Consider the following 14,234-nt stretch of genomic DNA (forward strand, 5'->3'; position numbering starts at 1 on the left):
ACCAGCAATGACCGACGACAACACCCCCGTCACCCCTGAAGAGGGCGGCGACATCGCCATGCGCATCGAGCCCGTCGGGCTCGAGACGGAGATGCAGCGTTCGTATCTCGACTACGCGATGTCCGTCATCGTGTCCCGAGCCCTGCCGGACGTACGGGACGGCCTCAAGCCCGTCCACCGCCGCGTGCTGTACGCCATGTACGACGGCGGCTACCGCCCCGAGCGCGGCTTCTACAAGTGCGCCCGTGTCGTGGGCGACGTCATGGGCAACTACCACCCCCACGGCGACTCCTCGATCTACGACGCCCTCGTGCGCCTCGCCCAGCCGTGGTCGATGCGGATGCCGCTGGTGGACTCCAACGGCAACTTCGGCTCCCCGGGCAACGACCCGGCGGCCGCCATGCGGTACACCGAGTGCAAGATGGCGCCGCTGTCGATGGAGATGGTCCGCGACATCGACGAGGAGACCGTCGACTTCACGGACAACTACGACGGCCGCTCCCAGGAGCCGACCGTCCTGCCGGCCCGCTTCCCCAACCTGCTGATCAACGGCTCGGCGGGCATCGCGGTCGGCATGGCGACCAACATCCCGCCGCACAACCTGCGCGAGGTCGCGGCCGGCGCCCAGTGGTACCTGGAGAACCCGGAGGCCTCCCACGAGGAGCTCCTGGACGCCCTCATCGAGCGCATCAAGGGCCCCGACTTCCCCACCGGTGCGCTCGTGGTCGGCCGTAAGGGCATCGAGGAGGCCTACCGCACGGGCCGCGGCTCGATCACCATGCGGGCGGTCGTCGAGGTCGAGGAGATCCAGAACCGCCAGTGCCTGGTGGTCACGGAGCTGCCCTACCAGGTCAATCCCGACAACCTCGCGCAGAAGATCGCCGACCTGGTGAAGGACGGCAAGGTCGGCGGCATCGCGGACGTCCGCGACGAGACGTCGTCCCGCACCGGCCAGCGCCTGGTGATCGTCCTGAAGCGGGACGCGGTCGCCAAGGTCGTCCTGAACAACCTCTACAAGCACACGGATCTGCAGTCGAACTTCGGCGCCAACATGCTGGCCCTGGTCGACGGCGTCCCGCGCACGCTGTCCCTGGACGCGTTCATCCGCCACTGGGTGACGCACCAGATCGAGGTCGTAGTCCGCCGTACGCGCTTCCGTCTGCGCAAGGCCGAGGAGCGCGCCCACATCCTCCGCGGCCTCCTCAAGGCCCTGGACGCCATCGACGACGTCATCGCGCTCATCCGGGGCAGCGAGACCGTCGACGTCGCGCGTACGGGCCTGATGGGGCTCCTGGAGATCGACGAGATCCAGGCGAACGCCATCCTCGAGATGCAGCTGCGCCGCCTCGCCGCCCTGGAGCGCCAGAAGATCATCCAGGAGCACGACGAACTCCAGGCGAAGATCACGGAGTACAACGCGATCCTGGCCTCGCCGGTCCGCCAGCGCGGCATCGTCAGCGAGGAACTCGCCGCCATCGTCGAGAAGTACGGCGACGACCGCAAGAGCATGCTGGTGCCCTACGACGGTGACATGTCCATCGAGGACCTGATCGCCGAGGAGGACATCGTCGTCACCGTCACGCGCGGCGGCTACGTCAAGCGCACCAAGGCGGACGACTACCGCGCGCAGAAGCGCGGCGGCAAGGGCGTGCGCGGCGCGAAGCTGAAGGAAGACGACATCGTCGACCACTTCTTCGTCTCGACCACGCACCACTGGCTGCTGTTCTTCACCAACAAGGGCCGCGTGTACCGCGCGAAGGCCTACGAACTCCCCGACGCCGGCCGGGACGCACGCGGCCAGCACGTGGCCAACCTGCTCGCCTTCCAGCCGGACGAGGCGATCGCCGAGATCCTCGCGATCCGCGACTACGAGGCGGCGCCCTACCTGGTGCTCGCCACCAAGGGCGGCTTGGTCAAGAAGACGCCGCTGAAGGATTACGATTCGCCCCGCTCCGGCGGTGTCATCGCGATCAACCTCCGTGAGACGGAGGACGGTTCGGACGACGAACTGATCGGCGCCGAACTCGTCTCGGCCGACGACGATCTGCTGTTGATCAGCAAGAAGGCACAGTCGATCCGCTTCACCGCCACGGACGAAACACTCCGCCCCATGGGCCGCGCCACCTCGGGTGTCAAGGGCATGAGCTTCCGCGAAGGGGACCAGCTCCTCTCGATGAATGTTGTTCGACCCGGTACGTTCGTGTTCACTGCCACAGACGGCGGGTACGCGAAGCGGACCGGCGTCGACGAGTACCGCGTCCAGGGTCGCGGCGGCCTCGGCATCAAGGCCGCCAAGATCGTGGAGGACCGTGGTTCGCTTGTCGGCGCGCTGGTGGTCGAGGAGACCGACGAGATCCTCGCCATCACGTTGTCAGGTGGTGTGATTCGTACGCGAGTCAACGAGGTCAGGGAGACGGGCCGTGACACCATGGGCGTCCAACTGATCAACCTGGGCAAGCGCGATGCCGTCGTGGGCATCGCACGTAACGCCGAGGCAGGGCGGGAGGCGGAGGAGGTCGACGGTGCGGACACCGTGGACGAGACCGCCGAGGACGCCGCGACCAGCGGCACGGACGAGGGTGAGACGCCCTCGGCCGAGTAGCACGAGGAGAGAGTCATCGTGAGCGGAGCCACAGGCGCCGAGACGTCCGCCGGTACGGACAAGGACGGCGGCGGCCGTGGCTCCGCCGCGCCGGCGGAGGACGCGCGCACGACCGGCGCGCGGAGCACGGAAGGGCCGGTGGCTGACACCCACACGACCCAGCTGAAGGCGATCAAGCCCTCGGCGGCCGACTCGTCCTCCTCCTCGCCCGACACACAAGGAACCAAGGGATCCAAGGGCTCCCAAGGGGGATCCGTGACGGACACGCGAGGCCCACAGGCCCAGCAGCAGCCCGCCTCACCGTTGCCCGGTGAGCGGCAGCCCCAGCAGGCCGCCGGGCCCTACCACCCGCCGCAGGCCTACCCGTCGCAGCCGGCGGCGGCCGTGCAGCCGGCCCAGACCGGTGCGGTACGCCGCCCGCGCACCGGTGCCGGTGCGCGGACCGTGCCGCGTGTGCGCAAGGCGCGGCTGCGGGTGGCGAAGGCCGACCCGTGGTCCGTGATGAAGGTCAGCTTCCTGCTGTCGATCGCGCTCGGCATCTGCACGATCGTCGCGGCGGCGGTGCTGTGGATGGTCATGGACGCGATGGGCGTCTTCTCGTCGGTCGGCGGCACCATCTCGGAGGCCACCGGCTCCAACGAGTCGAACGGCTTCGACCTGCAGGCCTTCCTGTCCCTCCCCCACGTCCTGACGTTCACCTCGATCATCGCGGTCATCGACGTCGTCCTCGCGACGGCGCTGGCCACCCTGGGCGCCTTCATCTACAACCTCTCCGCGGGCTTCGTCGGCGGTATCGAGCTGACGCTCGCAGAGGACGAGTGAACTGCGGCTAAACCATCCGTGGGCGGTCCCCGGGGTATCGATTTTGGGACTGCCCACGTCGTGCGCTAACCTTCAGGAGTCAGCGCGCGGGACACACACCGCAGAGCGCGGCGGGGCTATAGCTCAGTTGGTTAGAGCGCATCCCTGATAAGGATGAGGCCACAGGTTCAAATCCTGTTAGCCCCACAGCGAGAAGACCCCCGGTCCGGATGGACCGGGGGTCTTTGCCGTCCACGGCTTGTATCGACGACGGTCACGGCTGACATCGGCCGATGAGTGGATCTTCCAGCGGCTCGGCGGGCATGCAGACGGCCTCGCGCGCGCTGTCGCCGGCCCGCCCGTGCTTCCGAGCTGTTCCGGATCTCCTCGGAGGTTCCATCACGTTGCCGGCCCGAGGCTGGGCGGCCGGCTCTGTGTTCGGCTACTGCCGATGGCGGGACGTGCTCTTTCGCGGCGGCAGAGTCAATGTGATCTGCCGGACGAGTTGCTGGAAGCAGGCCAGGGACGCGATGGCAGGCAGGGCCGCTCCGGCGATACCGGCGAAGGTCCGTTCGGCCTGCGCGACGCACAGCATCATCGCGACAGAGGAGAAGATGAGAACGACGAACCACGAGTGCAGAGCCCGGCGTTGATGCAGGGCCGTGCGCAGGATGGAGAGAGAAGCAACGATCCAGGGGCCGTAGACGAGAACGGGCCACCAGGAATTCTTCCCGCCCTTCGCGCCGGCCGTGATGTGCTGCAGAGGTGCGTAGGCCGCCATGGCTCCGAAGACGCTGACCATCGCCACGATGACGGCAACGAATGCGACGATCACGAAGCTGCCGGTCTGCATCCACCTGCATTGCAGTTTTCCGCCCCGGATCTTCCGGTGCCCCGCGGAAGAACGTCGGATGGGCGGCAGTTGCGCCGTGATCTGTGCCAGGTTCTCCAACGGGTCGGCGAAGTCGACGTCGGACGGCGGCTCGCTGCGCGGCGGCGGCACGGTGGTCGCCCGCTCCGCCGGTACGGCGTCCTGCAGGAGATAGGCAAGTTCCTCGACCGGGTCCCACCCTGTATCAGGGGGTTCCAAGGGGGCTCCCGAGTGCAGGCCCTCGACAGGACTGCTGTGCCAGCCCGTACCCGACCCGAAAGAGTATGCGTCGGGGTACCATTCACGCTGCGTGAATGAGAGATCCGGGTAGTCGTGATTCATGGTGATTCACCCAGTCACATGCGGTCCGCGTGGCAGTCAGACTTCCTCTGGCCGCTCCACCGCTGATCGAGTTCCTTCTGGACCGCGTCCAACAGCGTGAGAAACTCGATGAGCAGTGACTCGGTGACCCGGGTTTCGACCCGTTCACCGTCCCCGTGCCGGGTGCCCCGGTGCAGGGTGCCCCGGACCTCCAGGGTCGAGTACGCCGTACCAGGCGTGTAGGCGTATCTCCCCACTGTCATATCACTGGCACAGGACGAATTCTCCGTCCGCGCTCCGCGGCGGGGCAGGCCAAGGGGCATTGGTTTCGTCATGTCCTGCTAACGCCCCGTCGGCTCCTCCAGTTGCGCGGCAAATGAGTGACCGTGGCGAGGGAGACTTTGCTGAGAGCGTTTTTTAATTTATGTAATCTGCGCCCCGCGTTGCACGTTATGGGTCGAGCGGGTTGTCTTCTTAAATCTCAGTAGGCAGAAAATTGGATTCGCCGCCAGTGGACGGGAAACGAACAGATCCTGGCGGCATCGACCCAGCCGCTGCCGCCAACGCTGCGCCGGCCGACCGATCCGGGTCACGAGTGAACGGTCCGCTCCGACGATCGGCCCGCGGCGCATACAACAGGACATGCGACACGGCATACAAAAGGCCCGGTCGCTGGTGACGGGGGATGCACTAGCGACCGGGCTTGGGCCAAGGCTAACAAGGGTGGCTGGTCGGCGGGAGGTGACTGGTGGGGCTCGGTGCCGAGTTGTGATCGGGATCACTGTCCCGTCAGGTGTCGCACGGGGGGTCGTACGAGAGGCGTGGCAGGTACTCGTGCCACTTCTCGGAGGTCAGGACGTTCTCGGTGGTGGAGCAGATGCGGGTGATCGCCTGGTCGACGTCGAGGTTCCAGATGCGGATCGTGTCGGCGCCGCTGGAGACGCCGAGCATGCGGCTGCCCGGGCTGAAGGAGAGGAAGTTGCCGGTCTTGGCGTTGGGGCTCATCGACTGGCCGATGGGGGAGGCGTCGGAGGGGACGCTGACGTTCCAGAGGCGGACCGTGTTGTCGTTGCCGCCGCTGGCCAGGGTGGCGCCGTCCCGGCTGAACGTCAGGGAGACGACGGCCTCGGTGTGGCCGGTGAGGGGGGAGCCGAGGGAGGTGGCGCGGGCGGGGTCCGCGATGTTCCAGAGGCGGACCGTGTCGTCGTCGCTGCCGGAGGCGAGGGTCTTGCCGTCGGGGCTGTAGACGAGTGCGTTGACCGGGCCGAGATGGCCCTTGAGGGGGCTGCCGAGGGAGGTCGTACGGCTCGGGTCGGTGACGTTCCAGAGGCGGATGGTGCCGTCCGCGCTGCCGCTCGCCAGGGTGCGGCCGTCGGGGCTGAAGGCGAGGGCGTTGACGTAGCCCTTGTGGCCCGTGAGGGCGTCGCCGTAGGGAGTGATGCGGGAGGGGTCGGTGACGTTCCAGAGGCGGATGGTGCGGTCGTTGTAGCCGGTGGCCAGGGTGCGGCCGTCGGGGCTGTAGGCGAGCGCGTCGGGGCCCGTGAAGCGGGTGCGCAGGGTGATGGGCGGGCCGTAGGAGACCGGCCGGGCGGGGTCGCCGATGTTCCAGAGGTACACCGCGCGGTTCCCGGTCAGCACTGCGAGGGTGCGGCCGTCCGGGGAGAAGACGAGGGAGCGGTAGCCGCCGTCGGCGGGCATGAACGGCTTGCCGAGGGGTTGGGGACGGCCGGGCCTCTCGACGTTCCACAGGCGGACCCGGCCGTCGCGGGCCGCCGTGGCGAGCAGCCGGCCGTCCGCGCGGAACGCGCCCGTGTGGCCGATCATGTCCGACCGCGGGATCGACCACAGGCGCACCTTGTTGTCTCCGCTGCCGGTGGCCAGGGTTCTGCCGTCGGGGCTGAAGCCCAGGGCGTACATCTCGCCGCTGCTGCCCGCGAGGGGCTCGCCCACCTGCGAGGGGTCCGCCCGGTCGCTGACGTTCCACAGGATCGCCGTGCTGTCCGCGCTGGCGCCGGCGAGCATCCTGCCGTCCGGGCTGAAGGACACCGACCAGACCGGGCCGGTGTGGCCGGTGAGCGGGGCGCCGAGGGCGGCCGCGTGCGCGGGGTCGGCCAGGTTCCACAGCCGTACGGTGTCGTCCGCGCTGCCGCTGGCCAGCGTACGGCCGTCGGGGCTGAAGGCCACGGAGTGCACCGTGTCGTCGTGGCCGGTGAGCGGCCTGCCGAGGGGGCGCGGGTGGCGCGGGTCGGCCGTGTTCCAGAGCCGGACGGCGTTGTCGTCGCCGCCGGAGGCCAGTGTCCTGCCGTCGGGGCTGAACGCGACGGTGCGGGCGGCCGCCGTATGGCCGGTGAGGGTGGCCGACGCCTTGGCGGCGTCCGGCTTCCGGACGTCCCAGAGACGGACCCTGCCGTCCTCGTGGGCGGAGGCCAGGGTGCGGCCGTCGGGGCTGAAGGCCACCAGGTAGACCGTGCCGCCGCCGCGGGCCGTCAGGGGCCGCCCCACGGGGCGGGGGGCCGCGGGGTCGCTCACGTCCCACAGCCGGATCGTGCCGTCGTCGCCGGCACTGGCGAGCACCTTGCCGTCCGGGCTGAAGACCGCGGTGCTCACCCAGCTCCCGTGGCCGGTCAGGGGTTTGCCCAGGGGCCTCGGGCGGGACGGGTCCGCCACGTTCCACAGGCGGACCGTGCGGTCGTAGCTCGCGGTGGCCAGCGTTCTGCCGTCCGGACTGAACGAGGTCAGGTAGACGGCGCCGGTGTGGCCGAGCAGTGGGGTGGCCAGCGGGGCGTTGACGATCGAGAGGAGCCGGTTGCGCGCGCCCTCGTCGCCGGGGCGCAGCCGGTGGGCGACCAGGTCGAGCTGCGCGGACAGCGACGGGTCCGTGTACTGGACGCGGTCCGCCTCGGCGACCACCTGTTCGAACACGGCGTCGTTGCGCTGCTGCCAGGCGACCACCGCCGCGCCGACCGCCAGCATCGCCAGGACGACGAGGGCGGACACCGCGGCCCGGCTGATCCACACCGTGCGCCGGCGCAGCCGTACGGAGGCGGCCAGGAAGTCCATCGCGCCGCGGGTCAGGAAGGTGTCACCGGCCGACTTCGCCCAGCTGTGGGCCTGTTCGAGGCGGGAGCCCCGGTAGAGGAGGGACGAGTCGCGGTTCGAGCCCTCCCAGGCCCGGCCGTCCTCCTCCAGCCGCTGGCGCAGCAGATGGTCGCTGCGGTCCTCGTCGATCCACTCCCGCAGCCGCGGCCACGCGGTCAGCAGCGCCTCGTGGGTGATCTCCACGGACTCCGCGTCCAGGGTCACCAGCCGGGCGCGCACCAGCGCCTCGAGGGACTCCTCGGTCTTGCCGGGGTCCGTCGACTCCGCGGCGAGCTGGCGGCGGGTGCCCCGTCGGCGGGTGGCCTGGGTGTCCTCGCCGAGCCGGACGAGCCGCAGGAGGAGCAGCCGGGCCGCCGTGCGGGCGGCCGGGTCCAGGCCGGACCAGGCGCGCTCGGCCGTCGCGGCGACCGCGCCCTGGATGCCGCCGGCCGCGCGGTAGCCGGCCAGGGTCAGCCGGCCCGCCTTGCGGCGCTGCCAGGTGGCGAGCAGGGCGTGCGAGAGCAGCGGCAGGACACCGGGGTCGTGCGCCCCGCGCGGGCCGTCCGCGCTGACCTCCCGGACGATGAGCTCCGCCAGCCCGGGTTCCAGCTCCAGGCCCACGGCCTTGGCGGGACCGGTCACCGCCTCCCGCAGCTCGGCGGAGGTCAGCGGACCGAGGACCATGTGCCGGTGCTGGAGGGCGTCGGCCAGCTCGGGGTGGGTGAGGCAGGGTTCGTAGAAGTCGGCGCGGACCCCGAGGACGACGAGCGCCGGGGCCTGCTCCCCGGGCCCGGCGGGCGTGGCGGCGGCGTGCAGTAACCGGACGAAGGTACGGCGGCTCACCTCGTCGGAGCAGAGGGTGAAGGCCTCCTCGAACTGGTCCACGATGAGGACCGGCCGGGCGGGGTCCGGCGTGTCCCGGCGCGCCCACGAGGACAGGGCCTGGCGCACGGCCCGGGCGAAGGCGGGGGTGCCGGGGGGCGGGGGCGCCGTGCCGACCAGCGGCGCGAGTTCCGGGATCCGGTCGGTCAGTTCCGCGAGCGGATCCGCTCCGGGGACGAGGTGCAGTACGTCCCTCCCCGCGCCGTTCGTGTCACCGAGCGCGCCGTCGCGCAGCGCGGGGACCAGGCCGGCGCTCAGCAGGGAGGACTTGCCCGCGCCCGAGGCGCCCACCAGCATCACCAGGCCGCCGGAGCGCTGCGCCGCGCGCAGCTGGGCGACCAGCGCGTCGGTGCTGCGCTCCCGGCCGTAGAACCAGCGGGCGTCCTGCTGACGGTAGGAGGCCAGGCCCCGGTAGGGGCACACGCCTCCGGGGACGCCGGCGGCCTCGGCGGGGTGCGGTTCCTTCTCCGTCGCCTCGGCGGCCTCGCCGGCTCCGACCGGGTCGGCCAGCGCGCGTTCCCACAGGCGCTGCCACTGGACCGTGTCGTAGAGACCGGGGGAGACGGGGGCGGGCCGGGCACGCCGGGCCTCGGGGATGAGGACGGCCAGCACGGCGGCGAGGGCGGCGAACTGCGCGGGCACGTTGCGGGCCCGGCGCCAGTCGCTGATCCGCTGGGCGGACACCCGGACGGGCCGTCCCCGCTCGTCGACCCGCTGCAGCCGGACGACCGCCTCGGACACCCGCTTGAGAGGCGGATTGCCGGCCTCCCGGTAGAGCAGCGCGAGACGTTCCGCGAAGGCCGTACGTGCCCCTGAGTCGAAACTCAAGGCCTCCACCCCTTACTTCCCCCGCACCTGGATCCGGGCCTGGAATCCGGACCGGAAAACTCACTCTATACGTCTGACCTGCGGTTACATCAGTGACCGGATGTCGGGGGTCTCCTCGCGCGGGGGTATGGCTGGGAGGATTCCCGGGCACGGTCCGACGGCACCCGCACCGTTCGGCAGCGGTCCGCACGAGGGGAGGGACCGGTGCCGAACGGTGTGGCGTGCCCGGCGGCACGGGCGGTACGCACGGGTCACTTCTGCTCCTCGGTTCCGAACCGGGTCGAGCTACCCAGGAGCCGCCGTCCTCAAGCGTCGATTCCCTTCAGGGGCCACTTCTCGATCACCTTTGGCTGAGAACGGGACCCTCCCGTTCGGCGACCGCTCTGTCTGCCCGGATGCTTGATTCGCCTCTTATGAGAATGTAGTTTTCAAAAATCGAGAGTGCGGATCCAGCAGGGCGTGCGGGAGGACCGACATGCAACGGGACGATCTGATCCTGATCAGCGTGGACGACCACATCATCGAGCCGCCGGACATCTTCGTGAACCACCTGCCGAAGCGGTACCGGGACGACGCCCCGCGGCTCGTCCACCGCGAGGACGGCAGCGACGTCTGGCAGTTCCGCGACAACACCGTGGGCAACGCCGCGCTCAACGCGGTCGCCGGGCGGCCCAAGGAGGAGTACGGCCTCGATCCCCAGGGCATGGACGAGATCCGGCCCGGTTGTTACGACGTCCACGAGCGGATCAAGGACATGAACGCGGGCGGCATCCTCGCCCAGATGAACTTCCCGTCCTTTCCCGGCTTCTCGGCCAGGATGTTCGCCACCGAGGACTCCGAGTTCTCGCTCGCCCTGGTGCGCGCGTACAACGACTGGCACATGGACGAGTGGTGCGGGGCGTATCCCGGGCGCTTCATCCCAATGGCTCTGCCCGCCATCTGGGACGCCGAGCTGTGCGCGGCCGAGCTGCGCAGGGTCGCCGCCAAGGGCTGTCACTCGATGACGTTCCCGGAGAACCCGGCGGTGCTCGGCTACCCGAGCTTCCACGATCCCTACTGGAACCCCCTGTGGCAGGCGGCCTCCGACACGGGCACCGTCCTGTCCATCCACATCGGTTCCTCGGGCCGGCTCGCCATCCCGGCCGTGGACTCGCCGCCGGACGTGATGATCACGCTCCAGCCGATCAACCTGGTCTCGGCCGCGTCCGACCTGCTGTGGTCCCGGGTGCTGAAGGAGTTCCCCGACCTCAGGATCGCCCTGTCGGAGGGCGGCACGGGCTGGATCCCGTACTTCCTGGAGCGGGTGGACCGCACCTTCGAGATGCACGCCGCCTGGACCCTCCAGGACTTCGGCGGCAAGCTCCCCTCGGAGGTCTTCCGGGAGCACTTCCTGACCTGCTTCATCACCGACAAGCTGGGCATCCGGCTGCGTCACGACATCGGGATCGACAACATCGCCTGGGAGGGCGACTACCCGCACAGCGACTCCTTGTGGCCGGACGCGCCCGAGCAGCTCCACGGCGTCCTGACGGACTGCGCGGTCCCGGACTCCGACATCGCGAAGATGACCCACGAGAACGCGATGCGCTGGTACTCCTTCGACCCCTTCCGGCACATCCCGCGTGAGCGGGCCACGGTGGGCGCGCTGCGCCGGGCGGCCGGGGGGCACGACGTGAGCATCCGCTCCCGCAGCCGGCAGCTGACGGAGCCGGTGGACAAGCTGGAGGCGTTCCGGCAGCGGGCGCGGGCGGCGATCGCCGCGAGGCAGTGAACGGTCCGGGCCCCCGGAGGCCTCGGGCTCTGGATAGCTGACGGTCCGTCAGATATGGTCGCCCTGCCGTGCCGATACGGAACGTGCCGATACGGAAGGGATGAGCGCCATGGAGACCCGTCCCCAGAGCCCGCAGCCGTCGGGGGCTCCCCGCTGGGTCGCGATGTTCTACGACCCGCCCTCGGCGTCCTGGCGGCCCGCCGCCGAGTCGCCGGACAGGACGCCGGTGCTGTACGCGATGGGCGAGATGACCCAGGTCAAACGGGCGCGGGGCGAGGAGGTGACGGTCGCCCTGTGGGGCCCGAAGGGCGGGGACTGGCACCGCTTCGACGCGGCCCCCGCCCCCGCGGCCGCCGCGGAAGAGCCGGCGGAGGAGCCAGGGGACTCAGGGGTCTCCTCGCCCGGTGCCGGCGCTCAGGCCCCGACCAAGCTCGCGGAACGCATGGAGGACCGGCGGCACCAGGTCCTGATGGCGGGCCTGAGCAAGGCGGGCCTCTACGACCTCACCGAGGACGACGCCACCGCCGTACGCGCCCTGGTCGACCAGGTGGACGAGACGACCCTGCGCAGGGTCGCCCACTGGATGGCCGCAGCCGCAGGCCAGGCCGCCGCCGGATAGTTCCGGCCGTGGGTCAGCCGGCCGTCGGGTAGCTCCAGCCGGAGTTCGCGAGGGCGCGTGCCCTGGTTTCCACGACCGCCATCCGGGCCGTCCGCTCGGCGGGGTCGACGTGCGCGGCCTGGCCGGTGACCTGTCCGTCCCACTTGCGGTAGAGGAGCCCGGCCTCCGGGGTGAACCAGCCGCGGCTGACCGCGTTGAGCGCGAGCAGCAGGCCGGTGTCCTCGGACGCGGGCAACGCCATCCAGCCGCCGAGGGCCGTCAGCAGGTCGCGGCGGACGAAGAGGGACGCCGGGTGGACCTGTGCGCGGTAGTCGTGCGCCCGCCAGTGGTCGAGTACGGCGCCGCGCTCCACCGGGCCGCCCTCGGGATCGTCCGGGAAGCCGACCGTGCTGCCGTCGGGCAGCAGGTCCAGGACCCGGGAGGTCGCCCAGCCGAGGGCGGGGTCGGCCTCGAGCGCGGCCAGGTCCCGCGCGAGGGCGCCGGGCGTGAGCCGGTCGTCGGCGTCGAGGACCTTCACGTACTCGCCCTCGGCGTGCGCCAGCGCGATGGTGCGGGCGACTCCGGGCCCGCCGGGGCGCCCCTGGCGGAAGGTCACCCGGGTGTCGTCGGGGACGTACGCGGCGACGTCGTCGCTCCTGCCGTCCTCCTGTATCACCCAGTGCCACTCCCAGCCGGCGGGCAGTTCCTGTTCGCGCAGCGACGTCCAGGCCTCGGGCAGATGCCGGGCGGAGGGGGCGTGCACGGCGGTGACGACGACGACACGCCTGGTCGTGGCTGTCGTGGCTGTCGTGGCTGTCGTGGCTGTCGTGGCGGCCATGGTGGCCCTCACCACCTTTCCAGACGGGTGGTGAACAGCAGCTCCGTGCGGTCCGCGGGCAGGGTCACGTCGGCGAGGTTCACGACGCGGTCGCCGACGTCGTACGACGTCTTGCGCAGCAGGATCACGGGCGCGCCGGAGGGCAGGTCCAGGTCGCGGGCCTCGGCGGGGGTCGGCGGACGGGCCACGAGGCGTTCCTCGACGCGGTCCAGCTCGATGCCCACGCTGTGCAGCTGGCTCTGGGTGCCGCCGGGCCAGGGCTCGTTCGCCTCTTCGAGGAGGGCGGGGTTGACGGCGATCATCGCGTGCACGAGATAGGAGGTGACCAGGGCCAAGGGCGCGTTCTCGGCGCCGTGCCGGGTCCGGTAGGAACGCTCCAGGAGCATGGTGCCCGCCGGGACGCCGAACGCGTCCGCCAGCTCGGCCGGTGCCCCGATCTCGCGGTACCGCGCGTGAAAGATCAGGTCGGGACGGTGTAGTCCGGTGTCGTGCTCCGTCGCCCCGCTGGTGAAGCGCACCGCCTTCGGCGCGCGCGCCCGGTCCTTCTCCCACTGGTGCCGGCCGTTGTCGCGGACGACGGGGGTGCGTTGGCAGTCATATGACACGGTCTCAGGTTATGCGCGGGCGTGGTGGCGCGGCGAAGGCCCGGTCGCTCCGGGGAGCCGCCGGGCCTGCATCGTGCGGGCTGTACGCAAGTCGCCGTCACGTCGGGTGGTACAGAGGGTGAGGAAGAAGTCGAAGCGAAGTCGAGGCGGTGTGTCCCGGTCTCAGCGCTGGAGGGGGATCGAGGGTTCGAGGGCCTCCGGGGACTCGTCGGACTCGCAGGCGTCGTCGGTGTGCTCGGCCGCCTCCTCGTCGGGAAGGGGGCGGTGGCGGCAGCCCGGGGACTTGCCGTGGGCCTCGGCGCGGATGCGCTGCTTCATCGTGGGGGGCAGGGACCGGGCGTGCGGCCGGTTCCACGGGGAGGCGGCCGGCCAGGTCGTCGTCCGCGCGGCGGAGGCGCTCCGCTCGCCGGTGGTGGCCTCGCTGCCGGGGTGCGCCGGTCCGGTCTGCGCGGCCGCGGGGGCGGCGGTCGAGGCGGCGAATCCGAGCGCCGTCGCCAGCGCGAGGAAGGCGGTGACGATGGCGGTCCACAGCTTCATGACCCGGTTCTCGGTCATGACCCTCACTTTCGGGTTGGTCGATTTGCGTACTTTCCTCATGATGTGTATGGGGGTCGGGAAGTGCGGGACCGACGCACGCGGCGTGGCGATGTTCCGATGAACACCACCCGGACGGGTGCATGAGGGAAGACAGGTTTACGAGCTGCCGTGGGCGGGAGTTGGGAGGCCGACGCAGGTCACCGATCGGTATCGGTCGTGTGTATAGTCGGGCGCCAGAGGTCCCCTACGTCAAGGAAAGACGAGGTCGCGCGGTGAAGAAGCTTCTCCTGGTCGCACTGGCCGCCATCGGCGGGCTCCTCGTGTACCGCCAGATCCAGGCGGATCGCGCCGAGCAGGATCTGTGGACGGAGGCGACTGACTCCGTGCCCACGGGTTCGTGAGTACCGACACCAGAGACTGAGATCGAATCAGACCCCGACCGCCGTAGCGGTCGGGGTTTTGTGTGTCCCTGGTTCTCGGGTTGCGGAGTTCTCGGGTTGCG

The 14,234-nt window shown here is 70.5% G+C and carries 11 protein-coding genes and 1 tRNA gene; 6 read left to right on the forward strand and 6 right to left on the reverse strand.

Annotated features, from left to right (window positions below; genetic code table 11):
• The first annotated feature begins 7 nt into the window (after nt 1–7).
• From gyrA to ABT057_RS18205, 3 genes are all read left to right on the forward strand, one after another.
• A complete protein-coding gene (gyrA, locus tag ABT057_RS18195) occupies nt 8–2,602 on the forward strand; it encodes a DNA gyrase subunit A (protein ID WP_352344062.1) in 2,595 nt (864 codons plus the stop codon).
• A gap of 18 nt (nt 2,603–2,620) precedes the next feature.
• The gene (locus tag ABT057_RS18200; protein WP_352344063.1) at nt 2,621–3,424 is read left to right on the forward strand and encodes a DUF3566 domain-containing protein; all 804 of its coding nucleotides are present in this window, start codon (nt 2,621–2,623) and stop codon (nt 3,422–3,424) included.
• Between the two features lie 112 nt (nt 3,425–3,536).
• Nucleotides 3,537–3,610: transfer RNA gene (locus ABT057_RS18205), tRNA-Ile, on the forward strand.
• A gap of 235 nt (nt 3,611–3,845) precedes the next feature.
• Here ABT057_RS18205 and ABT057_RS18210 read toward each other — a convergent pair.
• The 3 genes from ABT057_RS18210 to ABT057_RS18220 all read right to left on the reverse strand — a co-directional run bounded on the left by ABT057_RS18210 (nt 3,846) and on the right by ABT057_RS18220 (nt 9,392).
• Nucleotides 3,846–4,616, reverse strand: a complete 771-nt coding sequence (locus tag ABT057_RS18210; RefSeq protein ID WP_352344064.1) for a DUF2637 domain-containing protein — start codon at nt 4,614–4,616, stop codon at nt 3,846–3,848.
• 14 nt (nt 4,617–4,630) lie between these two features.
• Nucleotides 4,631–4,858: a hypothetical protein gene (locus tag ABT057_RS18215; protein ID WP_352344065.1), complete on the reverse strand. Its 228-nt coding sequence runs from the start codon at nt 4,856–4,858 to the stop codon at nt 4,631–4,633.
• A gap of 526 nt (nt 4,859–5,384) precedes the next feature.
• Entirely contained in the window at nt 5,385–9,392 is a 4,008-nt protein-coding gene (locus tag ABT057_RS18220) for an nSTAND1 domain-containing NTPase (RefSeq protein ID WP_352344066.1), read from the reverse strand.
• Nucleotides 9,393–9,858: 466 nt separating this feature from the next.
• Between ABT057_RS18220 and ABT057_RS18225 the strand changes: the two genes are divergently transcribed.
• Both ABT057_RS18225 and ABT057_RS18230 read left to right on the forward strand, forming a co-directional pair.
• A complete protein-coding gene (locus tag ABT057_RS18225) occupies nt 9,859–11,154 on the forward strand; it encodes an amidohydrolase family protein (protein ID WP_352344067.1) in 1,296 nt (431 codons plus the stop codon).
• 109 nt (nt 11,155–11,263) lie between these two features.
• A complete protein-coding gene (locus ABT057_RS18230; RefSeq protein WP_352344068.1) occupies nt 11,264–11,773 on the forward strand; it encodes a hypothetical protein in 510 nt (169 codons plus the stop codon).
• Between the two features lie 13 nt (nt 11,774–11,786).
• Here the strand turns inward: ABT057_RS18230 and ABT057_RS18235 are convergent, their stop codons facing one another.
• The 3 genes from ABT057_RS18235 to ABT057_RS18245 all read right to left on the reverse strand — a co-directional run bounded on the left by ABT057_RS18235 (nt 11,787) and on the right by ABT057_RS18245 (nt 13,750).
• The gene (locus ABT057_RS18235) at nt 11,787–12,590 is read right to left on the reverse strand and encodes a glycosyltransferase family 2 protein (RefSeq protein WP_352344069.1); all 804 of its coding nucleotides are present in this window, start codon (nt 12,588–12,590) and stop codon (nt 11,787–11,789) included.
• Between the two features lie 8 nt (nt 12,591–12,598).
• Nucleotides 12,599–13,195 (reverse strand): UTRA domain-containing protein, encoded by a 597-nt coding sequence (locus ABT057_RS18240; RefSeq protein WP_352344070.1) that lies wholly within the window; start codon nt 13,193–13,195, stop codon nt 12,599–12,601.
• A 162-nt stretch (nt 13,196–13,357) separates the two neighbouring features.
• The gene (locus ABT057_RS18245; protein ID WP_352344071.1) at nt 13,358–13,750 is read right to left on the reverse strand and encodes a DUF6344 domain-containing protein; all 393 of its coding nucleotides are present in this window, start codon (nt 13,748–13,750) and stop codon (nt 13,358–13,360) included.
• A gap of 254 nt (nt 13,751–14,004) precedes the next feature.
• On the opposite strand from ABT057_RS18245, the gene ABT057_RS18250 reads away from it, so the two are divergent.
• Nucleotides 14,005–14,133 (forward strand): DLW-39 family protein, encoded by a 129-nt coding sequence (locus tag ABT057_RS18250; RefSeq protein ID WP_003999697.1) that lies wholly within the window; start codon nt 14,005–14,007, stop codon nt 14,131–14,133.
• Nucleotides 14,134–14,234 lie beyond the last annotated feature (101 nt).

The sequence above is a fragment of the Streptomyces sp. NPDC002588 genome (assembly GCF_040295925.1).
Classification (GTDB): domain Bacteria; phylum Actinomycetota; class Actinomycetes; order Streptomycetales; family Streptomycetaceae; genus Streptomyces.

Coding starts and splice junctions, on each gene's coding strand:
- gyrA (WP_352344062.1), top strand. CDS start 8: ATGACCGACGACAACACCCCCGTCACCCCTGAAGAGGGCGGCGACATC.
- ABT057_RS18210 (WP_352344064.1), bottom strand. CDS start 4,616: ATGAATCACGACTACCCGGATCTCTCATTCACGCAGCGTGAATGGTAC.
- ABT057_RS18215 (WP_352344065.1), bottom strand. CDS start 4,858: ATGACAGTGGGGAGATACGCCTACACGCCTGGTACGGCGTACTCGACC.
- ABT057_RS18225 (WP_352344067.1), top strand. CDS start 9,859: ATGCAACGGGACGATCTGATCCTGATCAGCGTGGACGACCACATCATC.
- ABT057_RS18230 (WP_352344068.1), top strand. CDS start 11,264: ATGGAGACCCGTCCCCAGAGCCCGCAGCCGTCGGGGGCTCCCCGCTGG.
- ABT057_RS18235 (WP_352344069.1), bottom strand. CDS start 12,590: ATGGCCGCCACGACAGCCACGACAGCCACGACAGCCACGACAGCCACG.
- ABT057_RS18245 (WP_352344071.1), bottom strand. CDS start 13,750: ATGACCGAGAACCGGGTCATGAAGCTGTGGACCGCCATCGTCACCGCC.